Origin of the sequence: Nocardioides deserti (genome assembly GCF_014266025.1) — a bacterium.
GTDB classification, from domain to species: Bacteria; Actinomycetota; Actinomycetes; order Propionibacteriales; family Nocardioidaceae; genus Nocardioides; species Nocardioides deserti.
Genome location: NZ_JACMYC010000001.1, coordinates 532020 through 556062 on the forward strand (window position 1 = coordinate 532020; position 24043 = coordinate 556062).

Genomic DNA, 24043 nt, shown 5'->3' on the forward strand with positions numbered 1-24043 from the left:
CGGTCAACCACCCCTGTGGAGAGGCGCTCGCGGGACCGGCCGTCGGCGGGAAGGCTGCCGGTGTGCCGGACGTCGTGGACCTGCTCGCCGACCTGGGCGGTGTCGCCCGGCGGTCGGTCCTGCTCGGGGTGGTGGACCGCGCTGAGCTGGACGCCGCCGTCTCCGCTGGCACGGTCGGCCGCGCCGGTCGTGGCCTGTACGTCCTGCCGACGGTCGACGACGCCACCCGGGTGGCCGCCCAGCTCGGCGGCGTCCTCTCCCACACCAGCGCGGCGCTGCACCACGGCTGGGGGGTCAAGGTCGTGCCGGACCGCCCGCACGTCATGGTGGGCCGCGGGCGCAAGGTGGGCCGTCGAGGCCGGCTGGCCCACGTGCACTACGCGGAGCTGCAGGCCCACGAGACGAGCGGTGCCGCGACGTCGGAGGAGACGACGCTGCGCGACTGCCTGCGGTCCCTGCCGTTCGACGAGGCGCTCTGCGTCGCGGACTCCGCGCTGCGGGAGACGGGATGCGCCCAGCTGCTGCGGCGGGTCGCGGAGACGGTCCGCGGGCCCGGCTCGCCACAGGTGCGCCGGGTGGCGGCCGTCGCGACCGGTCTCGCCGCCAACCCGTTCGAGTCCGTGCTGCGCGCCATCTGCCTGGACGTGCCCGGACTGTCCGTCCGACCGCAGGTGACGATCGGCGACGGTGACTTCCGCGCCCGCGCCGACCTGGTGGACCCTCGCCTGCGGATCGTCTGCGAGGCCGACTCGTTCGCATGGCACGGCAGCCGATCGGCCCTCGCCTCGGACGCGCGACGCTACAACCGGATGGTGGTCGGCGGCTGGATCGTCCTCCGCTTCACGTGGGAGGACGTGATGTTCCACCCCATGGAGGTCCGCCGCGTGCTCGAACGAGCGGTGGCACTCGCCGAAGTACTGGTCGAAGTGCGCCGACCGGGGCCGTCCGCCGCCTGAGCAGGGGCTGGGGGAGTGACATCTACCAGTAGTTCGGCGGGCGAAACCCTGCCCGCGCCCGAGCGCGGTGACAGAGGTCCTGGAGCGGCCGGTCAGTGCTCGATCGTGATCTCCTGCGAGCTCCGGTACGTGCCGTCGGCGCCGGACGCTGGTGGTGCTCAGATGACCGGACACGTCGTCCGGTCCAGGAGTCCGTGCGGGGTGAGCAGACCGGATGGCGTCCTGGCAGGTCAGGCGGGATTCTGAAAGGTTCGGCCGCGCCGGATCCGAGGGCTCACGCGGGTCCGGGAACCACGTCCGGAGCGGGAAACGGCCGGGCGGCCGGTCATGCGCACGAGTTCGGATCGGTTCGGGTGATCAACGCCGGACACACAGATCGGTAACGGCGCATAGCCCGCCGCCGATCGGCGAGACCCCCGTTTCGGACCCGGAGGAGGGGGCTACGGGACCGGTGGACACCGACAGCAGCGCGAGGAGCGACGCATGGGGCGCCAGCACGACGACGAGGCCTGCGTGACGGTGCACCTGCCCTACGAGCCATCGAGCGTGCGGCGTGCCCGGCACCTCCTCGCCGAGGACCTCCGACGATCAGGCATCCGGGACACGGTCGTCGACGACGCCGGCCTGGTGGTGAGCGAGCTGCTCACCAACGGGCTGGTCCACGGCCGGCCGAACGCGGACCGGACGATCGCGGTCTCCTGGTGCGTGCGACCCGACCTCCTGTGGCTGAGCGTCGTGGACGGCGGCGCCGTCGACGAGCTCCAAGCCGTCCAGCTCAACGACCACGCGCTCAGCGGACGCGGGCTCGCGATCGTCGACCACGTCTGCGAGAGCTGGCACTTCGAGCGGTCCCACGGCACGCGGGTGACGGCCGAGCTGGCCTACGCCTGACCAGCGACGACGACAGCGACAGCAAGAGCGACCTCGGGCACGAGCGGGCCCACGACGCAGGACGGGCCGCGACCCGGAGGTCGCGGCCCGCGGACAGCCGGAGCACTGGGGGGAGGCCCCGGCCGTCACCGGAGTTGTTCCCCGGTGTGATGCGGACCATGCACGCGTGGGCGCGAAATCTCGCGGCCCGGCCTGGGACGGCCGCCGAGCGGGGTACGGGACGCACTACGGTGCAGGCACCGGGACCGAGGCGGACGAAGGCGGAGATGGACGCGAGCAGCGAGCACGGCGTCGTACCCGTCTTCTTCCTGTCCGACTCCACCGGCATCAGCGCCGAGACGATGGGCAACGCGCTGCTCCTGCAGTTCCCGGACCTGCAGTTCGAGCGGACGCTGATCCCGTTCATCCACACCGTCGAGGACGCCCGGCGCGTCGTCGCGCTGCTCGATGAGGCGGCGGCGGGTCCGGTGCCGCCGCTGGTCTTCACGACGGCCGCGAGCGACGAGGTGCGCGCGGAGCTGGCGCGCACGACCGCGCCGATCATCGACTTCTTCGACCTGCACATGAACCGCGTCGAGACGATCCTCGGCCGCCGCGGCCAGCGGCAGGCGGCGCGGCTGCACGGCGTCAACGACGTCAAGGCGTACAACACCCGGATGGCGGCGGTGGAGTTCACCATCGAGCACGACGACGGGCAGAGCCTGCGGGCGCTGGAGAAGGCCGACGTGATCCTGCTGGCGCCCTCGCGGTGCGGCAAGACCCCGACGAGCATGTACCTCGCGCTCCAGCACGGGCTCTTCGTCGCCAACTACCCGCTCGTCGACGAGGACCTCGAGGCCGAGGACCTGCCGGAGGTCGTGCGGCCCTACCTCGACCGCTGCTTCGGCCTCACGACGACGGTCGAACGGCTGAGCCGGGTGCGCAACGAGCGCCGGCCGGGCTCGCGCTACGCCTCGCCCGAGCAGTGCCGCTGGGAGCTGCGCCGCGCCGACGCGCTGCTCGCGGCCCACCGGCTCCCGGTCATCGACTCCTCGGCCAAGTCGGTCGAGGAGATCTCCGCCCTGATCCTCCAGACGCTCAAGACGACCGCCCGGAAGCGGGCCGGTCGGCAGCAGGCCGCCAGCACCGAAGGGACACGCCCATGACCAGCCAGCCGACCTCGAACGTCCGGTGGTTCTCCGACCTAGGCCTCGGCGACCTCGAGGAGGTGGGCGGCAAGAACGCCTCGCTGGGCGAGATGGTCTCCCAGCTCTCCGACCTCGGGGTGCGGGTGCCCGACGGGTTCGCGACCACCGCGGAGGCGTTCCACCGCTTCATCGGCGAGACCGGGCTGGCCGAGCGGATCGCCGGGCTGCTCGACGGCCTGGACACCGACGACGTACGCCGTCTGGCGGAGGTGGGCCGCGAGATCCGGGAGGCGGTGGTCGCCCAGCCGTTCCCCGAGGACCTCGAGGCCGACATCCGCTCCGCCTACGAGCGGCTCGCGGCGGAGTCGGCCGGCCGGTCGACGGGGGAGAGCGGCGAGGAGCCGTCGTTCGCGGTCCGCTCCTCGGCGACCGCGGAGGACCTGCCCGACGCGTCGTTCGCCGGCCAGCAGGAGACGTTCCTCAACGTGCGCGGCATCGACTCGGTCCTGACCGCGATCCGCGAGGTCTTCGCCTCGCTCTACAACGACCGGGCGATCGCCTACCGCGTGCACCACGGCTTCGCGCACGCCGACGTCGCGCTGTCGGCCGGTGTGCAGCGGATGGTCCGCTCGGACCTGGCGGCGTCCGGGGTGATGTTCACGATGGACACCGAGTCCGGCTTCACCGACGCGGTCTTCGTGACCTCCGCCTACGGCCTGGGCGAGGGCGTCGTGCAGGGCGCCGTGAACCCCGACGAGTTCTACGTCTACAAGCCCGCCCTGCGCGCCGGCCGCCCCGCGGTGCTCAAGCGCGGCGTCGGCAGCAAGGCGACCAAGATGGTCTACACCGACGACGCGACCGTGGGCCGCACGACGGAGTTCGTCGACGTCGCGCCGGCGGACAGCCGCCTGCTGTCCCTGACCGACGACGAGGTCGAGGAGCTCGCACGGCACGCGCTCACCATCGAGGAGCACTACGGCCGCCCGATGGACATCGAGTGGGGCAAGGACGGCCTCGACGGGCTGCTCTACGTGCTCCAGGCGCGGCCGGAGACCGTGCAGTCCCGGCGGAGCGGCGCGCTCGAGCGGTTCAAGATCGACCGGGCCGTCACCAGGGACGCGGACGTCCTCATCGAGGGCCGGGCGATCGGGCAGAAGATCGGCGCCGGCGCCGTACGCGTCCTGACCTCGGTCGAGGACATGCACGAGTTCAACGCCGGCGAGGTGCTCGTTGCCGACATGACCGACCCCGACTGGGAACCGATCATGAAGCGCGCCTCGGCGATCGTCACCAACCGCGGTGGCCGCACCTGCCACGCCGCGATCATCGCCCGCGAGCTCGGCATCCCCGCCGTCGTCGGCACCGGCAACGCGACGAAGGACCTCACCGACGGGCGCGAGGTCACGGTCTCGTGCGCGGAGGGCGACACCGGACTGGTCTACGACGGAGTGCTGGACTTCGACGTCGAGCGCACCGAGCTGGACTCGATGCCCGACATCCCGGTCAAGATCATGATGAACGTCGGCACGCCGGAGCAGGCGTTCGCGTTCTCCCGGCTGCCGCACGCCGGCGTGGGGCTGGCGCGGCTGGAGTTCGTCATCAACCGGCAGATCGGCATCCACCCGAAGGCTCTGCTGGACCTGGCGAACGACCCCGACTCGCTCCCGGCCGACCTGCGCGAGGAGGTGGAGGAGCTGACGGCGGCGTACCCCGGCCCGCGCGAGTTCTTCGTCCAGCGGGTCGCTGAGGGCGTGGCCACGATCGCGGCGGCGTTCGCGCCCGAGCCGGTCATCGTGCGGATGAGCGACTTCAAGTCCAACGAGTACGCCAACCTCGTCGGGGGCGAGCGGTACGAGCCGGACGAGGAGAACCCGATGATCGGCTACCGCGGGGCGTCGCGGTACCTCTCGAAGGACTTCGCCGACTGCTTCGCGATGGAGTGCGAGGCGCTGCGGCACGTCCGCGACGAGATGGGCCTGACCAACGTCAAGGTGATGATCCCGTTCGTCCGGACGACCAAGGAGGCTGCCGGCGTCATCGAGCTGCTCGGCAGGCACGGCCTGGAGCGCGGCAAGAACGACCTGCAGGTCGTGATGATGTGCGAGGTGCCCTCCAACGCCGTGATCGCCGACCAGTTCCTCGAGCACTTCGACGGCTTCTCGATCGGCTCCAACGACATGACCCAGCTGACGCTCGGCCTCGACCGGGACTCCGCCCTCGTCGCGGAGTCGTTCGACGAGCGCGACCCAGCGGTGCTGCACATGCTCGAGCTGGCGATCAAGGCGTGCAAGGCGCAGGGCAAGTACGTCGGCATCTGCGGCCAGGGTCCCTCGGACCACCCCGACCTGGCGCAGTGGCTGCTCGACCAGGGCATCGAGTCGATGTCGCTCAACCCGGACACCGTCGTCGACACCTGGCTGCACCTGGCCAAGTCCCGGGCCTGACCAGCGGGCCTGACCGGCGCCCTCTGACCCGCGTCAGGGGGCGCCGCGCGGCTCCTCGTGCAGCTGCTCGTCGCTGAGCTCGTCGACGACCAGCAGGTCGTGGCGGACCTGGCCGGCGCGGAACGACGCCCGGGCGACCATGTGGCTCGACACCACGCTGGTGGCCATCTGCAGCAGCACGACGAGCAGGAGCAGGCCGACGACGCCGGGGTCGCGCAGCCGCAGGGACAGGCCCAGCACGATGAGGACCGTGCCGAGGACCTGCGGCTTGGTCGCGGCGTGCATGCGGCTGAGCAGGTCCGGCATGCGCACCTGGCCGATGGCCGCGATCAGCGTCAGCACGGCGCCGAGCAGGATGCAGACCGCGGCGGCGACGTCGAGCGGGGTCGTCCAGCTCATCACGACCGCCCCGTGAAGCGGTCGTCGTCGCCGGCGCCGGGCTGCAGGTCGTCGCTGCGGCTCGCGTACCGCGCCACGCTGACGGCGCTCACGAACCCGCAGCCGGCGAGCACCACCACGACGGGCAGGGCGTAGGTCGCCCCGGTGTGGGCGCTGTAGAGGGCGATCGCGCAGACGGTCACCGCGACCAGCACGTCGAGGGCGACGCTGCGGTCGAGGATGGTCGGCCCGAGGGTCATCCGGACGACCAGCAGGAGCGCGGCGACCAGCAGGATGCCGGCGGCCACGACCAGGACGACGTTCATGCTCCGGCCTCCTCAGGGGCGTGCGGCGGCAGGGCGCGCAGGACGCGCTGCTCGAGGTCGAGGGCGTCGCGGCGGAACCTCTCGGCGCTCTCCTCGTCGGGTACGTCGAGCACGTGCAGGTAGAGCGTGTGGGTCGAGCGCCGCGCCTCGACGACGACCGAGCCCGGGATCAGCGACAGCATCGCCGCGACGAGGGTCATCACGAAGTCCGAGGAGCTCTCGAGGTCGACGGCGACCACCGCGTTGCGCACCGGCCGTCGACGGAGCACCACCCCGGAGACCTGGATGCTGGCCCGCACCAGGTCGACCAGGAACCGCGCGACCAGCCGGGCCAGCGCGAGGGGTCGCAGGCCGGAGGCGATGTCGATCGGCGGCAGGGGGAAGGCCACGCACACCGCCACCGCGACCAGCACGCCGCCGACCACCAGCAGCGGCGACACCTCGCCCCACATCGCCAGCCACACCAGCGTCAGCCACAGCACCGCGAGCGGCTGGACGGCCCGGTAGCGCGCCGGCCGGGTGCTCCCGTCCCGGCGGGTCCGCAGGACCGGGCTCACTGGTCCTCACCCGTCAGGACCGAGGAGAGGTACGGACCGCGGTCGTGGAGGTCGGCGGCGGCGCGGTCGCAGAACGCGTAGAGCGGACCGGCGACGACGCTGAGCATCACGCTCATCGTGACCAGCGCGGCGGCTGGCCCGAGCATCCCGCGGGGGGAGTGCCGGCTGTCCTCGCCGGCCTCGATCAGGGTGTGGAAGTCCCGCTCGGGCATGTCGTCGTCGCCGAGGCGTCGCGCCTCCTCGATGTCGGCGCGGGAGACGACCCCGCCGGCGGTGTGGACGTGACCTCGGTGCTCGTGCACCGGCCGGGTGTCGTGGCCCGGCACCGGCTCGCCGTCCGGGTCGTCGGTGGCCCCGATCGCCTCGAGCGCCTCGTGGGCCTCCAGCGGCGTCCGCCAGAAGGCGACCGCCCAGGTCTTCGCCACGGCGTACAGCGTCAGCAGGCTGGTGAGCGCCCCGCCCGCGACCAGCGCCCACGCCAGCGCGCGGCCGTCGGCCTGTGCGGCCTGGAAGAGCCCGACCTTGCCGATGAAGCCGGAGAACGGCGGGATGCCCGCGAGGTTCATCGCCGGGACGAAGAACAGCACCGCGAGCAGCGGCGCGAGCCGCGCCAGGCCGCCGATCCGCATCAGCGCGGTGCTGCCGGCGCGGCGCTCGACCAGTCCCAGGACCAGGAACAGCGCGGTCTGGATCGTGATGTGGTGGACGACGTAGAACGTGGTGCCCGCGGTGCCGGAGCGGCTCCCGAGCGCGATGCCGAGCACTAGGTAGCCGATGTGGCTGACCAGCGTGAAGGACAGCATGCGCTTGATGTCGGACTGCGCGACGGCGCCCAGGATCCCGATGATCATCGTCAGCAGCGCGGCCCACAGCAGCAGGTCGGTCAGTGGGCTGTGCGGGAAGAGCAGCGTCTGCATGCGCAGGATCGCGTAGACACCGACCTTGGTGAGCAGGCCGGCGAAGACCGCGGTCACCGGCGCGGGCGCGGTGGGGTAGCTGTCGGGCAGCCAGAACGACAGCGGGAAGATCGCGGCCTTGATCGCGAACGTCGTCAGCAGCAGCAGCTGGATCATCAACGAGACGTGGTCGGGCAGCTCCTCGAGGCGCGCGGCGAGGTCGGCCAGCGTCAACGTCCCCGTCGCCGCGTAGGTGACCGCCAGGCTGATGAGGAACAGCGTCGAGGACAGCAGGTTGACCAGCACGTAGATCGTCCCCGCGCGGATCCGGGTGGCCGTGCCGCCGAGGGTCAGCAGCACGTAGCTGGCGAACAGCAGCATCTCGAAGCTGACGAAGAGGTTGAACAGGTCGCCGGCGAGGAACGCGTTGGCCACGCCGGCGACGAGGACGAGGAACGTCGGGTGGTAGACCGAGAGCGGCGCGCCCTCCTCGTCCTCGGTCATGCCCTGCCCGACGGAGTACGCCAGGACCGCCAGCGTCACGAGCGCGCTGACCAGCAGCATCAGCGCCGCGAGCCGGTCGGCGACCAGCACGATGCCGAGCCGCTCGGGCCAGGCGCCGATCCAGACCGTCTGCGGGCCGTGCCGGTCGGCCTGGACGAGCAGCACGGCAGCGATCGCGGCGACGCCGCCGAGGACGGTGAGGCTGAGCCAGCGCTGGATGTGCGGGTGGCGACCCAGCGCCAGCGTCGCGCCGGCGCCGAGGATCGGCAGCAGGACGGGGAGGGGGACGAGGGTGTTCACGAGTCGGCTCCCCGGGCCTCGGCGGCGTCCGCCCGGAGCGGGTCGCTCTCGGCGGGATCACCCGTGCGCGGGTCCCTGCCGAGCGGGTCCTTGCCGTGCGCCTGATTGCCGCGGGGGTCGTCGTCAGGGCCCTGGCCGGGGTCGCCGCTGGAGTCGTCACCGGGGAAGTCGGAGGTCGTGGCGGCGTACGCCTCGGAGGTGACGTCGATGGTGGCCAGCCGGCGCACGGTGGCGTCCTCGACGTCGTCCTGCACGTCGTCGTGGCCGTAGAGCTGCCAGCTGCGGTAGGCCATCGCGAGCACGAACGCCGTCGTGGCCAGCGTGATGACGATCGCGGTCAGCACCATCGCCTGGGGCAGCGGGTCCGCGATCCCGGCGCTGTCGCCGTCCTCGCCGACGATCGGCGCGCGGCCGGCCCGGCCGCCGGCGACGAGGAACCCGATGCTGACGCCGTTGCCGATCATCACCAGGCCGACCAGCACGCGGGACAGGCTGCGCTCGAGCACCAGGTAGACCCCGCTGCCCAGCAGCGCGGCGGAGACGATCACCAGGGTCAGGTTGACGTCGGTCACGCAGTGCTCGCTTCCTCGGCCTCGCGCAGCGCGCGTTGGATGTCGCGGTCGATGTGCGAGCCGAGCGCCCGCAGCAGGTCGAGGACCAGGCCGACCACCACGAGGTAGACGCCGATGTCGAAGCCGACCGAGGTCACCAGGTGCAGCTTGCCGAGCGGGCCGAGCGGCACGTCGAAGACGGCCGACTGCAGCACCTCGCCGCCGAACGCCATCGGGATCACTGCGGCCAGGGCGGCGATCGTCAGGCCCGACCCGATGAGGCGGCCGGCGTCGACCGGCGCGGCCTCGTTCAGCTCGTAGCGCCCGCCGGCGAGGTAGCGCACCACCAGCGCGAGCCCGGTGGTCATGCCGGCCGCGAAGCCGCCGCCCGGCGCGTTGTGCCCGGCGAGCAGCAGGTAGATCGAGATGACGACGAGGGTGTGGAAGACCAGCCGGGTCATCACCTCGAAGATGATCGAGCGCTTCTCCGGCGGCAGCGTCCGCGACCCGGGCAGCCAGGCGCGCCGGCCCGGAGCGGTCGGGACCTTCTTCACCGAGGTCGGGTAGGGGATCTCGTGCACGCGGCGGATCTCGGTGCCGCGCGTGTTGATGAAGACCAGGCTCGCGACGCCCGTCGCGGCAGCGATCAGCACGCTGATCTCGCCGAGGGTGTCCCAGGCGCGGGTGTCGACCAGGATCACGTTGACGATGTTCTTGCCGCCGCCGAAGTCGACCGCCTCCTGCGGCAGCCCCGCCGAGATCGGTTCCGCGGTGCGGGCCGTCGCGGCCACCAGCAGGAAGCCCGCGCTCGCCACGCCGACGGCGAGCCCGATGGCCGCCCGGACGTAGCGCTGCCGGCTGAGCGGACGGTCGGTGAAGTACTCCGGCAGCCGGCGCAGCGCCAGCACGAAGACCACCACGGTCAGGGTCTCCACCAGGGCCTGGGTCAGCGCGAGGTCGGGCGCACCGTGCACGACGAAGATCAGCGCCGTCCCGTAGCCGGTCACCCCGACCAGCAGCACCGCGCGGATCCGTCGGCGGGACCGGGCGGTCATGATCGCCGCGATCACCACCACGACGCCGATGACGGCCTGGACCGGGGTGTCCCAGGCGCGGACGCGCACGTCGTCGAGGCCGCGGACCATCGCGGAGCCCGGCACGATGACGACGACGAGCAGGATGATGGCGAGGTACGCCGCCGCCGAGCCGCGCTGCACGACGCCGGTCAGCTCGACGGCGCTCCGGTCGAGCAGCCGCATGCCGCTGCGGTAGGTGTGCTCGAGGCTCCAGTCGTGCACGAACCGGGCCTGCAGGCGCGCGACCGGGTCGCGGGCGACGAACAGCAGGGCGCCGACACCGAGGGAGACCGCGGTCAGCAGCAGGGGCAGCCCCACGCCGTGCCACAGGGTCAGCTCCGGCTCGTGCACGCCGGCCGGCAGCAGCTCCGCGTGGCCCGCCAGCGCGTGGGTGAGCGGGCCGCCCAGGCCCCCAAGGACCAGCGACAACGCGCCCAGGGTGACCGGGGCCGCGACGAACGCCGCCGCCGGGCGGCGCACCTCGACCGGGTCGCCGCCGTCGGCGTCGAGGTGGTTGCCGAACGCGCCCCAGACGAAGCGGGCGGAGTACGCCGCCGTGAGCACCGAGCCGAGGACCGCGCCGGCCACGAGGAGCCAGCCGCTCAGCTGGCCCATGCCGGTGCCGTCGCCCTCCTTGGCCACGTCGACGAGCGCGACGAGGACGCTCTCTTTGGCGACGTACCCGATCAGTGGGGGGAGGCCGGCCATCGACGCGGCGGCGAGCGTCGCGGCGACCGCCAGGGCCGGCATCCGCCGGGCGAGCCCGCTGAGGCGCCGCAGGTCGCGGGTGCCGGTGCTGTGGTCGATGACGCCGACGGTGAGGAACAGCGTGGCCTTGAACAGCGCGTGGGCCAGGAGCAGCGCGAGGCCCGCCAGGACCGCGCTGCGGGTGCCGGTGCCGAGCACCAGGACGAGGAAGCCCAGCTGGCTGACCGTGCCGTAGGCCAGCAACAGCTTGAGGTCGTGCTGCCGCAGCGCACGGACGCCGCCGAGCACCATCGTCGCGACGCCGAGGGTCAGCAGGACCGCGCGCCAGCCGGCCACGTCGGCGAAGGCGGGGGCGAGGAGCGCGACGAGGTAGACGCCGGCCTTCACCATCGACGCGGCGTGGAGGTAGGCGCTCACCGGTGTCGGAGCGGCCATCGCGGCGGGGAGCCAGAAGTGGAAGGGGAGCAGCGCGGACTTGCTCACCGCGCCGATGAGCAGCAGGTGCACCGCGACCGTGACGGCGGTGCCGCTCGGCGGGTCGGCGAGGATCTCGCTGATCCGGAACGTCCCGGCCTGGTTGCCCAGCACGATCGCGCCGACGAGCAGCACCAGCCCGCCGAAGGTCGTGACGACCAACGCCTGGATCGCGGCGCGGCGGCTGCTGCGTCGGTCGGAGTCGTGCCCGATCAGCAGGAACGAGAAGACCGTGGTGAGCTCCCAGAAGACGTAGAGCACCAGGAGGTTGTCGGCCAGGACCAGGCCGAGCATCGCGCCGATGAAGGCCACCAGCACGCCGCCGAAGCGCGGGACGCCGGTGGCGCCCGCGTCGAAGTACCACGCGCAGTACGCGAGGACGAGCGCGCCGATGCCGAGCACGACCAGCGCCATGAGCCACTGCAGGGTGCCCATCGCGAACGCGAGGTCCATCCCGATCGCGCCGACCCAGGGGTGGACCTCGACCAGCATCCCGCCGTCGAGGACGTCGGGGGCCTGCAGCGCGACGTATCCGGTGCCAACGAGGGGGACCAGGGCGAGCGCGAGGAAGGCGCGGGGCCCGCCGCGCAGCAGCACCCACGGGGACAGTGCTGCCGCCGCGAGCAGTGCGACGATCAGCAGCAGCACGAGTGGGGGTCCTCCCGGATGGGTCCGACGGCGACGTGGGCCCTGGGGCCAGTGCCCTCAAGGCTACGGCCGCACGCGCCGTGCTCCCGACCGACGCGATCCCTGCGGACCGAAGATGGGTGGTGCAACCCATCCGGTCGCCGCGTTGTTCCGGGACGTCGACGAGAGGGCTGGCGCGCCCGGGGGGCGAGCCGGTTGCGCGGGTGCCCGGGAGGACGCGCTAGGGTCCGGGTCAGCCAGTCGTACTCCCTTGTGGAGTCAGGGAATCCGGTGTGAATCCGGAGCTGACGCGCAGCGGTGAGGGGACGGGACGGACACGCCGGCAACGGCAGCCACTGGGGCCCTCGGGTCCTGGGAAGGCGTCCACTCCCGGTTGATCCGAGTCCGAAGACCTGCTGGCCTCGACGACGCCCGTCGTCGGGTCGAGGTGGGTCTCGCGTTCGGACCCCGACTCCGAGCAAGGTGACGCTTCCCGGTGAACCGGTTCCGACCTGACCGCTGCCCCGGCGCGCTGCGCCCCTGGCCCGCCGACGACGGGCTTCTGGTGCGGCTGCGCCTGCCCGGTGGGCGGGTGCCGGCCGCCTCCCTGCTGGCGCTCGCCGAGGTGGCCGAGCGGTACGGCGACGGTCGGGTGCACGTCACCGGCCGCGCCAACCTCCAGGTCCGCGCGCTGCCGGGCGAGCCGGACGGGGGAGCCGGCCCTGCGCGGCTGCGGCCCGACGTGCTCGCCGCGGTCGAGGCGACCGGCCTGCTGCCGAGCCGCACCCACGACCTCGCCCGCAACCTGATGGCATCGCCGCAGACCGGGCTCGCCGGTGGCCGGGCCGACCTGCGGCGACTCGTCGACGGCCTCGACGCGACGCTGCTCGCCGACCCCGCGCTCGGCGGGCTGCCCGGGCGCTTCCTGCTCGTCCTCGACGACCGCGGCGACCTCGCGGACCGCTCGTGCGACCTCGGCGTGGTGGCCCTCGACGCGGAGCTCGGCCAGCTGCGCGTGGGGGACGGCTGGGGGCCGGTCGTGCCGCTCGCGGACGCTCCACGGACGGTCGTCGACCTCGCCCGGCGGTTCCTCGACGTCCGGGGCGATGGGCCCGACGCGCCGTGGCACGTCGCCGAGCTGGTCGAGCCGCTGGTCGAGCCGTGCCCGCCCGACCCCGGACTCCCACCGCCCGCACCCGCACCGCCGTACGGCGTCGTGCCCGGCGGTGTCCACGAACCCGTCCCCGACGACGGCCTCGACCGGGCCGCCGTCGAGCGACTCACCGCCGCCGCACCCGTCCTCGTCGTCACGCCGTGGCGTGGCGTCCTCGTCCCCGGCCCACCTAACGAGGAGTCCCGTTGAGCACGCCCACCCGCCCCCGCCACCACTACACGTACGTCGACCGGGGCGCCGACATCTACCGCGACTCCTTCGCGACCATCCGCCGCGAGGCGGACCTGTCCGCGGTGCCGCCCAGCGCGGAGCGGCTCGCGGTGCGGATGATCCACGGCAGCGGCCAGGTCGACCTGGCCGCTGACCTCGTGGTCGACCCGCGGCTGGTGCCGGCCGCGCGGGCGGCGCTCGAGGCGGGCGCGCCGATCCTCTGCGACGCGACGATGGTCGTCCGCGGGGTGACCCGCAGCCGGCTGCCCGCCGACAACGAGGTGCTCTGCCTGCTCGAGGACCCCCGCGTGCCCGGCTTGGCCCAGGAGTGGGGCACCACCCGCACCGCGGCCGCGGTGTCGCTGTGGGAGCCATGGTTGGAGGGGGCCGTCGTCGCGATCGGCAACGCCCCGACCGCGCTCTTCCACCTGCTCGAGATGCTCGTCGACGGCGCGCCGCGGCCGGCGGCGGTCGTCGGCTGCCCAGTGGGCTTCATCGGCGCCGCCGAGTCCAAGCAGGGGCTGGTCGACCTCGCCGCCGACCACGGCATCGACGTCCCCTTCGTCACCGTCCGCGGCCGCCGCGGCGGCTCGGCGATGACGTCGTCCGCGCTCAACGCGATCGCCCAGGAGGAGGAGTGAGGACCGGTCGCTTCGCCGGGGTCGGCGTCGGCCCGGGCGACCCCGAGCTGATCACCCGCAAGGCCGCCCGGCTCATCGCGCAGGCCGACGTGGTGGCGTACCACGCCGCCGCCGGCAAGCGCTCCAACGCCCGCCGCATCGCCGCCGACCTCATCCCGGCGGACGCGGTGGAGGAGGAGCTGACCTACCCCGTGACGACCGGGACGACCACCCACCCCGGCGGCTACGCCGGGGCGATCGCGGAGTTCTACGAGGCCTCGGCCGCGCGGCTGGCCGCGCACCTCGACGCCGGTCGCGACGTCGTGCTGCTGGCCGAGGGCGACCCGCTGTTCTACGGGTCCTACATGTACATGCACGACCGCCTCGCCGCGCGCTACGAGGCCGAGGTCGTACCGGGGGTCCCGGCCTTCCTGGCCGCGACGGCGACGGTCGCGAGCCCGCTGGTCCGGCAGACCGACGTGTTGACCGTGCTCCCGGGCACGCTGCCGGAGCCGGAGCTCGCCCGCCGTCTGGCCGACACCGACGGCGCGGTGATCATGAAGCTGGGCCGCACGTTCCCCGCCGTCCGCCGCGCCCTGGTCGAGGCCGGTCGTCTCGACCACGCCTTGTACGTCGAGCGGGCCTCGATGCCCGAGGAGCAGTGGCGACCGGTGGCCGAGGTCGACCCCGCGTCCGTGCCGTACTTCTCGCTCATCGTGGTCACGGGCGACACCCGCAACGGCCGCCGCTCGCGCGACCTCGCCGCGCCGGCGACGTCCGCCTCGGCGGTCCCACCGATGCCGTCCCGCGGCGCCGCCGAGCTGCTCGTGGTCGGTCTCGGGCCGGGCCCGGAGGGGTGGATCACGCCGGAGGCCTCGGCCGCGCTGGCGGAGGTCGACCATGTCGTCGGCTACGGACCGTACGTCGCGCGCGTCCCGCAGCGGGCGGGTCTCACCCGGCACGCGTCGGGCAACACCGTGGAGGTCGACCGCGCGCGGCTGGCCCTGGACCTGGCCTGCCGAGGGGAGCGGGTCGCCGTCGTCTCCGGTGGCGACGCGGGGGTGTTCGGGATGGCGGCGGCGGTCTTCGAGGCGGCCGAGGACCCGGCGTACGCCGCCGTGCCCGTGCGCGTGCTGCCCGGCGTCAGCGCCGTGCAGGCGGTCGCGGCCCGGGCGGGCGCGCCGGTGGGCGCGGACTTCGCGGTGGTGAGCCTCTCGGACCGGCTCAAGCCCTGGGAGGTGGTCGAGCGGCGGCTGCGCGCGATCGCCGAGGCCGACCTCGTGCTGGCCGTCTACAACCCCGCCTCGCGGAGCCGGACCGACCAGGTCGCGGTGGCTCGCGCCGTGCTGCTCGAGCACCGGTCGCCGGAGACGGTCGTGGTCGTCGGGCGTGACGTCGGGCGGGCCGAGGAGTCGCTGACCGTCACCACGCTCGGCGAGCTCGATCCGGCGACGATCGACATGAAGTGCCTGCTCATCGTGGGCGCCTCCTCGACGCGAGTGTCGGCGGCGGGCGTGTGGACGCCGAGGTACGTCCGGTGACCGGCTGCTTCCCCGTCCACTTCGTGGGTGCCGGGCCCGGCGCGGCCGACCTGCTCACGCTGCGGGCAGCCCGGCTCCTGGCCGCGGCCGACCTGGTGCTCTACCCGGGCACCTACCTGGACCCCGACGTCCTCGCCCACTGTGGCCCGGGTGCCCGGCTCGTCGACACCCAGGACCTCGACCTCGACGCGATCACCGCTCACCTCGTCGCGGGTGCGCGAGCGGGGGAGCGGGTCGTCCGGCTCACCTCCGGCGACCCGTCTCTCTACTCCGCGCTGCACGAGCAGGCCCGGCGGCTCGACGCGGCCGGGGTCGCGTGGGAGGTCACGCCGGGCGTGCCGGCGTACGCCGCCGCGACGGCGCTGGTCGGGCGCGAGCTCACCGTGCCGCACCTCGCCCAGTCCGTCGTGCTCACCCGCACCCGCGCCCGGTCGACGCCGATGGGGGAGGGCGAGTCGCTGACCGCCTTCGCCGCGACCGGCGCCACGCTGGTGCTGCACCTGGCGATCAGGCGCACCCGCGAGCTGGCGGCCGAGCTGGTCCCCGTCGTGGGCGAGGACTGCCCGGTGGTCGTCGTGCACCGCGCCAGCCAACCCGAGGAGCTGGTGCTGCGCGGGACCGTCGGCTCGATCGCCGACCAGGTCGAGGAGGCCGGCCTGCGGCAGGCGGCGGTCATCCTCGTCGGCCGCGCCCTCGGCGACGCCCGCGACGGGGGCGAGTCGTTCCTCTACAGCCCCGAGCGCGAGCGGAGGCGCTGACCGTGGAGCTGTACGACGCGATCGCGCGCCGCCGTGACACCCGCGCCGAGTTCACCGGCCCGCCGTCCGCCGAGGCGCTCACCCGCGTCCTCGAGGCGGCGCACCGCGCCCCGAGCGTCGGCATGTCCCAGCCTTGGGTGTTCGTCACCGTCCGCGACCCGGCCCGGCTCCGGACGTTCCGCGACCACGTCGCCGCCGAGCGGGAGGTCTTCGCCGCCTCGCTCGCCGACGATCCCGGGCGAGCGGCGACGTTCTCGCGGATCAAGGTCGAGGGGATCGTCGAGGCCGGCCTCGGCCTGGTCGTCGGGTACGACCCGACCACCGCGGGTGAGCGGGTCCTGGGCCGTCACGCGATCGCGGACACGGGGCTGTACTCGGTGTGCCTGGCGATCCAGAACCTCTGGCTCGCCGCCACCGCCGAGGGCCTCGGCGTCGGCTGGGTCAGCTTCTACCGCGAGGAGGTCCTCGCCGACCTCGTCGGCTTCCCCGACCACGTCCGGCCGGTCGCGTGGCTCTGCGTCGGCGAGATCGCCGCGCTGCCCGACGTGCCCGACCTCGAGCGGTTCGGCTGGCGCTCGCGCACGCCGCTCGTCGTCCACGAGGAGTCCTACGCCGCGCCGCCGGCGGGCTGAGGCGGAGCCGGAGGTCGCGTGGTCAGGCGGTCGCGCGGGTCGCTTCCGGACGCGCCCGCCGGGCGACCTCCGACCCGAGGACCATCGTCGGCGCGCTCCACCCGGCCCGACGGGCCAGGGCGACGGCCGCCAGCTGCGAGCTGACCTCGAGTTTGGCCAGGACGGCCTTGACCTGGGTGCGGACCGTGGCCTCGGAGACCACTCGCACCTGCGCCACCTCGCGGGTGGTCCGGCCCGCGATGAGGTGCCGCAGCACCTCGGCCTCCTGCGGCGACAGGCGCTCGAGGCGATCCCGTAGGCCGTGCTCGTGGGACTCGCGTCGCTGGTAGGCCTCGACGAGGCGCCGGCGCTCCGCACGGTCCAGGACGCACTCACCGGCGACGATCCGGCGGATCGTCGACACCACGACGGCCAGCGACTCGCTCTTGGGCAGCACCACCCGCGCGCCCTTGAGCACGCACTCGCCCGCGCGGGCCTCGTCGAGGGTGTCGGTCAGCACCACCACCGCGGCGCCGGCCCGGGTCATCGGCGCGATGAGCGCCGCACCGCTGCACGTCGGGCCGAGGTCGGCGTTGATGACCAGCACGTCCGGCCGCAGCTTGAGGACCTGGCTGAGGATGTGCCCGACGCTCGCCGGCTCACGGGGGATGGGGACGACGCGGTACTGGTAGTGGCACCTCTCGAAGACCACCGCGAGGCTCTCCGTCAGCATCGCGTGCTGATCGGCGACCACGACCCTGGGCTGCGTGCATCGCGACATGTTTCCCCCATGGACCACCGCACCACCCGAGAGAAGCAGTTGCTACTGGCGCCAGGCGAGAATTAGAACCCCTAGGATCCACGACGCGCGGGGACTAGTACCAATGGACTAGACGATGTGCCCGTTCGGGTAGGTGTCCCCTCGGCCGCTACGTGGTGCCGCGCTCGGCGGCGATCTCGAGGAGACGTTGCGAGGTTCTCGAACCTGTGCCGCCCGATCACGGCTATGTTCGTCCCTGAACCGCCGGGGACCCGAGACCCCGGCGGTTCCTCCATGTGTGCTCGGTGCGTGCGCCGGAGCCGGCCTGGGCCCGGGCGTCAGGCCGGGACGAAGAGGCTCTCCAGCCAGGCCGGCCAGGGCTACGTTCGTCCGATGACGCACTCCGATCTCGGAGGAGCCGTCGTCGAGGCGCCACCCTCCGTGGTCTTCGCTGCGCTACTTCAAGGAACTAGCCCTGGGCGTTGGCCAACCGCCCGGCGGCCACCGCCGCTCGGAGCATCGCCGCCGAGCACTCAGCCGCCACAGGAGGTATCGCCGGCGGCGCCGCGCCCATCTCGGTAGTCCAGTCACTCGTTCCGAGGAGCGTCGAGCTGGCGTCGCAGTGCGCTCATCGGCAGACCAGCGGGACTCTTCCCGCTTGGAGGCGGCGGAAAGTCGTTCATCGAGGCATCGGCGGACCCTCGCCCCTTCATCGACTCGACGGGCTCAAGGCGTGCTGCACGGCAAGGACAGGGCTCGCCAGCACAGGCGTCTGGAGATCGCTGAGCGTCGTGGTGGCGCCCATCATGCTCGCCTGGGCCAGGACGACGACGTCCACGCGGTCGGCGATGGAGCGAGCGGCATGCGCAACTTGTCGCAGGTAGTCCTCATGGTCCCCGGCCTCGAAAGCCGCCCATGCGTCCGGTACCTCGACGTCGATGATCGTCGGAGACGCGCCTTCGCGCCGCGCCTCGGCGGCGAGCAGTGCACGGGTCGGCTCGAGCGTGGACTCCAACGCGACGATGACGCCTATACGCGCCCCAGCCCGGACAGCCGCGCGTGCCATCGGCCGGTCCACGCGGACGACCGGCACAGGTAGACGCCCTCCCAGGGCTTCGGCGACGGACCCGAGTGTGGAGCAGGTGCAGACGACTATGTCCACGTCGTCATCGGCGAGTCGGCGGAGGGCAGCCAGGGTGGCGTCCTCGACATCCAGGGTAGGGCCGTCCCTGCGCACCTGGTCGAGAAGATCCGGCTCGACCCGGTGCACACAGGACGAACTGGCATCGGCATCGCGCAGGAGTGCCTCGAAGGTTGCGACATGGACCTGCGCGGTGTGGAGGAATCCGATGCGTGGCATCTCGCCAGTGTTCCAGCGAGCCAGGGACGCGTTTCCCTCTGCATGAGCGGACGCTTCGGGCGCACGCCGACAGGCGGCGGATAGAAGCAGGTCGCCGAAGGCGCGGGAGCGGCGTCGCAGCGAAGCCCAGGACAGCCTTTCCGGTGGGCAGCGACGGCGCGATGGGGACCCATGTGGTCCCGCCCTGGCTCGGGCCGTAGCGTCCGGGGGTGAGCAGTGCGACGTCGAGCGGCGCTACCAACGGACGCCGTGACGGCATCCTTTCCCCGGCCTACCTGGCGACGACCGTGGGCATGTTCGGGCTGATCGGGTTCGTGGCCTTCGAGGCGATGGCCGTCACGACCGTGATGCCGAGCGTCGCCCGCGATCTCGATGGCTTCAGGCTCTACGCGCTCTCCTTCGCGGCACCCTTGGCGAGCGGGGTCGTGGGGATGGTCGGCGCCGGTATGTGGAGTGACCGCGCCGGTCCGCGGGCTCCTCTGCTGATCTCGATGGTGCTGTTCTCGCTGGGGCTGCTGACGTGTGGGACCACACCGAGCATGGAGGTGTTGATCGCAGGCCGCGTCCTCCAAGGGCTGGGCGGCGGCGCCCTCGTCGTGGCGCTGTACGTCGTCGTGGGGCTGGTCTACCCGAGCCTCCTGCAGCCGGCGATCTTCGCCTCGTTCGCGGCTGCTTGGGTGCTGCCGGCTCTCTTCGGACCCGGACTCGCCGCCGTGGTGGCAAGCGCCTTCGGCTGGCGCTGGGTCTTCACCGGCACGATCCTTCTGGTGCTTGTGGCGCTGATGCTGATCGCACCAGCGCTGCGCCGGATGAAGCCGCACCCGCAGGGCACCACCACGCCGTTGTCCCGCCTGGGGTGGGCATGCGTCGCGGCGGTCGGTGTGCTCGCCCTTGCGCTGCTCGGAGCGGACAGCGGTCTGGCCTGGGGCGGCGCGGTCGGCGCCCTCCTGCTGGTGTTCCTCGCCCTCGCCCGGCTGCTTCCTGCGGGCACGCTGATCGGCGGGCGTGGGCTGCCGGCCGTCGTGGCGACGCGGGGGCTGCTGAGCGCCGGATTCTTCTGCGCGGAGGCCCACATCGTCTTCGTCCTGCAGGACCGTTGGGACCTTTCGGTCGGTCAGGCCGGCGTCGCACTCACCCTTGTTGGTCTGGTGTGGGCCCTCTCCAGCCAGGTGCAGTCACGGCTGGGAACCCGCATCACCCATGAGCGGGCGATGCATGCGGGCACCACGGTGGTCCTGGTCGGCATCGTCACACTGTTCGTCGCTGTGGCTTTCCAGGTCGCCGGAAGCGAGCTGTCCCCGGTGCTGCCGATCGCCGCGTACGTCCTCGCGGGAGCGGGGATGGGGTTCGCCTACCCCCGGACATCGGTCGCGATGCTGGCAGAGTCGACCGACCGCGACCGCGGTCTGAACTCCTCGGCGCTCTCGGTGGCCGACTCGCTGGGCGCCGCGCTAGCGCTTTCGGTAGCCGGGGTGGCCTTCGCTGCTGCCGAGCGCGGTGGCATCGACCCGTTCCTGGCGGTCTATGCCTTCACTTGCGCCATAGCTGTGCTGGGCGTCCTGATCGCCAGCAGGACCCGGCCCTGAAACCGCCTGCGCACGCGGTGGGGGCACACGAGGAGGGCTGATGCCGCACCCGTGATGAGGCGTGTTTCCGGACCACGTTCTCGACGCTTCGCTGACTGCCATCAACCTGGCTGACTGCACAGTCGCAAGACATCCGCCCTTGCCACACCCCCCCGGTGACTCCGGGCGCTCGTCGTCACCCTGCGGACGAGCGACTGCCTGTTCCACACCAGGACCGGTGAAAGGCACGCGCCGATAGCGGTGAGAACAGGCGGCGCTGAGGACTCTCGCCAACCTGAGGGTGGTGCGGACAACTGGGTAGGCACGGCTTGCCGAGGTCTCGAGGCCGGGAGGCGTCCGCGCCGCTGCGGAGCCGTGCGTCAGCTGCTTACAACCATCTCAACGGGGCTTCGACTTCCCGAGCGCTGGCGGCTCGGGCCCCTGTCCCGATCCCCGAGGGACAGTTCGTGCACGGCGTTCCGGTGGGCGCAGGTATCCGACTGTTCGACTTCCGCTGAGGTCTCTTGCCGCCCCGCGGGAGGATACGTAGCGCCGGCGCCCGTCAGCGGCATCAGCGGTCGTCGGAGCGAAGCCGACAGGCGGCGGAAGGACGCACATGCCGCCTAGAACTCGAGCACCATGTCGACGTCGCTAGCGCGAGGACCGCAGGATCGCCAAGTTGGCGCCTGCCCCCGGATCTTGCGATCGTCGCCTGGTCAGCGCTTCTGAGCGTTTGGGGCCTTGAGTGCCCGTAATGTCCACGGTTGATCGCGGTGTTAAGACAAGCATCGCCAAGAACTAGGCAGGACGTGCGATGACCGAAGTGCCAGACGACGCCACCAAGCCTCTCCTTGAATGGGTCGTGCCGAGTCCCGGGGGAGACAGTTCGGTAGAGCTGCGTGCTTACGCCGGACGCTCAGTTGTGGTCGTCGGACCGAACGGATCGGGCAAGTCGGCGCTCAGCCACTGGTTGAGCGTCAATCGTGGTGACTCAGATACCCCGGTTACGCGGGTACTTGCGCACCGCCGGGTCTGGATGCAGTCAGCTGGTACCGAGATGACCGCCAGTCAGCGTGCCCAATTGTTGCCAGCCTTCGCGTCGTGGGACGCACAACCCACGTCCAGAGTCAAGGTTGAAGGCGACTCTGAGCGCTCGTCCAGACTCCTCTACGACCTTCTTGGACGTGTCAACGGGCGGAACGCTCGGATTGCTGAACTCGTTGATACTGGCCAAGACACGTCGATGGTCGACGAGTCGATGCTCACCACAATCTCGCGAGTCTTTGCGTCGGCCAACCTGGACATTAGGTTCCGGGTGACCCACCTGGGCGAGTTCGAAGCTGTTCGTGAGTCTGGGGACGCCTATCCGATCTCGGAGATGTCGGACGGTGAGAAGGGTGCCTTCCTGCTGGCGGCGGAAGTGTTGCTGTCGCCTCCTGGCAGCGTGCAGATCGTTGATGAGCCGGAGCGTCATCTACATCGCGCCATCTCCTCTGACTTTGTGGCCTCCCTGATGCGTGAGCGCGATGATTGCGCATTCGTATTGCTCACGCACGATCTGGACCTGCTCGGCAAGCTGGAGCCGTCCGGAACGATCGTCTGTTTCGTAAGCGCGGTCGCATGGAACGAGGGCAGGGCCACCGGTTGGGCTCTCGAGATCGATTCGGAAGCCAGCGGTGTTCCCGACGCCGTCCGTGAGGCCATCTTGGGAGGTCGGCGCCAGTTGCTATTTGTGGAGGGCGAGACATCCAGCCTTGACTTTCCGTTGTACCAACTTCTGTTTCCTCAATGGACTGTCGTGCCGTGCGGCGGCTCCGACGAGGTCAAGAGAGCGACCACTGGGCTACACGAGGCCGATGCCTATCACTGGGTCGAAAGCCGGGGCATTCTCGATGGAGATGCGCGTTCGCCAGAGGAGATCAGTGCGCTTGGAGCCAAGAAGATCTTGGTGTTGCGCGTCGACGAGGTGGAAAACCTCTATTACCTGTCCTGCGTCGTGGACGCGGTTGCTGATCGTCAAGCGGCAACCTTGGGCGAGGATTCGGCAGCCCTTAGGTCGACCGTCCGAGACAAGGCGATGGAGACGCTCCGGCCGAACACGGTGCAGCACCTAGCTTCGGTAAATGCCGTGAAAATGCTGCGTCGTCAGGCACTGGCCAGCTTGCCGAGCGGTGAGGACATGATCAACGGCGGAGTGGAGCTTCCGATCAGTCTGACGTCTCCATACCCCCGTGAGCATCAGAAGCTCGCAGACCTCGTTGCTTCCAAGGACTACGACGCGATCGTGCGCGGGTTCTCCGTGCGCGACAGCGGATTGCGCACAGCCGTTGCTCACGCCCTCGGGTTCAAGAATCTGGATCTCTACGAGAAGTCGGTCCGCGTGCTTCTCGGTAGCGACGAAGGGCTATTGACGAAGGTGCGGGAGATCGTTGGAGATCTGCCGGCCTAGCCCGAGGCCTTGTAGGTCGCTCCTCCTCTCTGCTCGCCAAGCATGGATTTCCAAGCACACCTCTCGAGCCGATGAGTTGAGTGGTTATCGCCCTTGCGCTCGCCCGGTTCGTGCCTGGATCAAGGCGAGGTTGCAGCCGTGCGGAGGCTGGCACCGCCGGTGCGAAGCGTCGCACCGGCGTCCGTCGAGCCCACTACGCACACGACGCATGTGCCAGCGGCGGCCTGTGTCAATCTGGGCCGAGCCGGGCGAGCGTGCTCACACGCCAGCGACGTAGGCCTGAGGAAGTGGACTGCGTGCCGGTCGAGGTTGCCGCGGGCGCGGTCGTAGTGCTCAGTGGTGCGCGGGTCGGCGTGTCGGGCCAGGATCTGGGCGTCTCGGAGTGGGACGCCTGCGTCGAGGGCGTTGGTGATGGCGGCGTGCCGCAGGGAGTGCGGGCTGATGTGGCGCGGGATGCCGGCGACCTTCGCGATTCGGGTGACCATCCGGTAGGCGTCGCGGCGATCGATTGGCTTTCCTGAGACTGGTCGGAGGATGACCTGCCCGATGGTGCGCTGGCCGCGGCAAGCCTCCAGGACCCGTAGCACCGGGACGGTGATCGGCATGGGGGCGGGCTTGTTCCCCTTGCCGACCAGGTGCAGCACTCGGTGGCCTCGAAGGGTGTCGGCGTAGTCCTCGATCCGCACGGCGGCGGCTTCGGATGCTCGGAACGCGTTGATGCCGAGCAGGTAGGCCAGGGCGCCGTGGTGAACGGTAAGGGTCTGAGCAACCTGGAGGAACCGGATGAGCTCGAGCCGGTCCAATCCCTGGGTTCGGGATTCGTCGCGGTGGACCTTCGGGAGCCTCGCGTAGACGGCCGGGTCAGAGATCATGAGCCCGTCGATGTGCGCGAACCGGAAAAGGCCTCGGACCGCGTGCATCATCGTGACGACTGAGGAGTCCATCAGGCCCGAGTCGCCGAGCTGGCGAATGTAGAGCTCGATGTGAGCGCGTTGAATCCCGTGCAGGGGGTCCAGCCCGTGTTGTTCGCACCAGGTGAACCACCGTCGTAGCTGGAAGGCGTACAGCCGGTGGGTGCGGCCGGAGTAGCGGGCTAGGTAGGAGACCGCCGCGAGCTGGGCCGGCGACATCTCGGCCGGTTGAAAAGGCAGTAGTGCTGTCGTGCCGGACATGAGGCCAC

At 71.6% G+C, this 24043-nt stretch carries 20 protein-coding genes and 1 riboswitch; of the genes, 11 read left to right on the top strand and 9 right to left on the bottom strand.

Going from position 1 to position 24043, the window contains the following annotated elements:
* Positions 1–62: 62 nt before the first annotated feature.
* The 4 genes from H7344_RS02630 (at position 63) to ppsA (ending at position 5418) form a co-directional block, all read left to right on the top strand.
* On the top strand, positions 63–956 hold the full coding sequence (locus H7344_RS02630; protein WP_186344435.1) for a hypothetical protein: 894 nt from the start codon (positions 63–65) through the stop codon (positions 954–956).
* 483 nt (positions 957–1439) lie between these two features.
* Positions 1440–1847, top strand: coding sequence for an ATP-binding protein (locus tag H7344_RS02635; RefSeq protein WP_186344436.1), 408 nt, complete (start codon positions 1440–1442; stop codon positions 1845–1847).
* Between the two features lie 266 nt (positions 1848–2113).
* Complete coding sequence (locus tag H7344_RS02640) at positions 2114–2992, top strand: pyruvate, water dikinase regulatory protein (RefSeq protein ID WP_186344437.1); 879 nt, start codon at positions 2114–2116, stop codon at positions 2990–2992.
* On the top strand, positions 2989–5418 hold the full coding sequence (gene ppsA / locus H7344_RS02645) for a phosphoenolpyruvate synthase (RefSeq protein ID WP_186344438.1): 2430 nt from the start codon (positions 2989–2991) through the stop codon (positions 5416–5418). Before H7344_RS02640 ends, ppsA begins: the two co-directional genes overlap by 4 nt.
* Positions 5419–5451: 33 nt before the next feature.
* On the opposite strand, the gene mnhG is transcribed toward ppsA, so the two are convergent.
* Genes mnhG through H7344_RS02675 form a run of 6 tightly spaced genes read right to left on the bottom strand, consistent with a single transcriptional unit; the run spans position 5452 to position 11836 of the window.
* On the bottom strand, positions 5452–5817 hold the full coding sequence (gene mnhG, locus H7344_RS02650; RefSeq protein WP_186344439.1) for a monovalent cation/H(+) antiporter subunit G: 366 nt from the start codon (positions 5815–5817) through the stop codon (positions 5452–5454).
* A complete protein-coding gene (locus tag H7344_RS02655) occupies positions 5817–6122 on the bottom strand; it encodes a monovalent cation/H+ antiporter complex subunit F (RefSeq protein ID WP_186344440.1) in 306 nt (101 codons plus the stop codon). Before H7344_RS02655 ends, mnhG begins: the two co-directional genes overlap by 1 nt.
* A complete protein-coding gene (locus H7344_RS02660) occupies positions 6119–6679 on the bottom strand; it encodes a Na+/H+ antiporter subunit E (RefSeq protein WP_186344441.1) in 561 nt (186 codons plus the stop codon). The genes H7344_RS02655 and H7344_RS02660 overlap by 4 nt, the downstream gene beginning before the upstream one ends.
* Positions 6676–8379 (bottom strand): Na+/H+ antiporter subunit D, encoded by a 1704-nt coding sequence (locus H7344_RS02665; RefSeq protein ID WP_186344442.1) that lies wholly within the window; start codon positions 8377–8379, stop codon positions 6676–6678. The genes H7344_RS02660 and H7344_RS02665 overlap by 4 nt, the downstream gene beginning before the upstream one ends.
* Positions 8376–8951 (bottom strand): Na(+)/H(+) antiporter subunit C, encoded by a 576-nt coding sequence (locus H7344_RS02670; RefSeq protein WP_186344443.1) that lies wholly within the window; start codon positions 8949–8951, stop codon positions 8376–8378. Before H7344_RS02670 ends, H7344_RS02665 begins: the two co-directional genes overlap by 4 nt.
* Positions 8948–11836: a Na+/H+ antiporter subunit A gene (locus tag H7344_RS02675; protein WP_186344444.1), complete on the bottom strand. Its 2889-nt coding sequence runs from the start codon at positions 11834–11836 to the stop codon at positions 8948–8950. The genes H7344_RS02670 and H7344_RS02675 overlap by 4 nt, the downstream gene beginning before the upstream one ends.
* A gap of 220 nt (positions 11837–12056) precedes the next feature.
* Positions 12057–12250, top strand: a riboswitch (cobalamin riboswitch).
* A 61-nt stretch (positions 12251–12311) separates the two neighbouring features.
* Here H7344_RS02675 and H7344_RS02680 point away from each other — a divergent pair.
* Genes H7344_RS02680 through bluB form a run of 5 tightly spaced genes read left to right on the top strand, consistent with a single transcriptional unit; the run spans position 12312 to position 16750 of the window.
* Positions 12312–13178, top strand: a complete 867-nt coding sequence (locus H7344_RS02680; RefSeq protein WP_186344445.1) for a nitrite reductase — start codon at positions 12312–12314, stop codon at positions 13176–13178.
* Positions 13175–13840 (top strand): precorrin-8X methylmutase, encoded by a 666-nt coding sequence (locus H7344_RS02685; protein ID WP_186344446.1) that lies wholly within the window; start codon positions 13175–13177, stop codon positions 13838–13840. The genes H7344_RS02680 and H7344_RS02685 overlap by 4 nt, the downstream gene beginning before the upstream one ends.
* Positions 13837–15360, top strand: a complete 1524-nt coding sequence (locus H7344_RS02690) for a precorrin-2 C(20)-methyltransferase (protein ID WP_186344447.1) — start codon at positions 13837–13839, stop codon at positions 15358–15360. The genes H7344_RS02685 and H7344_RS02690 overlap by 4 nt, the downstream gene beginning before the upstream one ends.
* Positions 15357–16118: a cobalt-precorrin-4/precorrin-4 C(11)-methyltransferase gene (locus tag H7344_RS02695; protein ID WP_229706780.1), complete on the top strand. Its 762-nt coding sequence runs from the start codon at positions 15357–15359 to the stop codon at positions 16116–16118. Before H7344_RS02690 ends, H7344_RS02695 begins: the two co-directional genes overlap by 4 nt.
* Before the next feature lie 2 nt (positions 16119–16120).
* The gene (gene bluB / locus H7344_RS02700) at positions 16121–16750 is read left to right on the top strand and encodes a 5,6-dimethylbenzimidazole synthase (RefSeq protein WP_186344449.1); all 630 of its coding nucleotides are present in this window, start codon (positions 16121–16123) and stop codon (positions 16748–16750) included.
* Between the two features lie 22 nt (positions 16751–16772).
* Here bluB and H7344_RS02705 read toward each other — a convergent pair whose 3' ends face one another.
* Together H7344_RS02705 and H7344_RS02710 are read right to left on the bottom strand one after the other, a co-directional pair.
* On the bottom strand, positions 16773–17462 hold the full coding sequence (locus tag H7344_RS02705; RefSeq protein WP_186344450.1) for a LuxR C-terminal-related transcriptional regulator: 690 nt from the start codon (positions 17460–17462) through the stop codon (positions 16773–16775).
* Positions 17463–18198: 736 nt separating this feature from the next.
* Entirely contained in the window at positions 18199–18849 is a 651-nt protein-coding gene (locus H7344_RS02710) for an aspartate/glutamate racemase family protein (protein WP_186344451.1), read from the bottom strand.
* Between the two features lie 209 nt (positions 18850–19058).
* Between H7344_RS02710 and H7344_RS02715 the strand changes: the two genes are divergently transcribed.
* Positions 19059–20435 carry an MFS transporter gene (locus H7344_RS02715; protein WP_186344452.1) on the top strand — a complete coding sequence of 459 codons (1377 nt, stop codon included), beginning with the start codon at positions 19059–19061 and terminating at the stop codon, positions 20433–20435.
* A 793-nt stretch (positions 20436–21228) separates the two neighbouring features.
* Complete coding sequence (locus tag H7344_RS02720) at positions 21229–22863, top strand: AAA family ATPase (RefSeq protein ID WP_186344453.1); 1635 nt, start codon at positions 21229–21231, stop codon at positions 22861–22863.
* A gap of 119 nt (positions 22864–22982) precedes the next feature.
* Here H7344_RS02720 and H7344_RS02725 read toward each other — a convergent pair whose 3' ends face one another.
* On the bottom strand, positions 22983–24035 hold the full coding sequence (locus tag H7344_RS02725; RefSeq protein WP_186344454.1) for a tyrosine-type recombinase/integrase: 1053 nt from the start codon (positions 24033–24035) through the stop codon (positions 22983–22985).
* Positions 24036–24043: the final 8 nt, after the last annotated feature.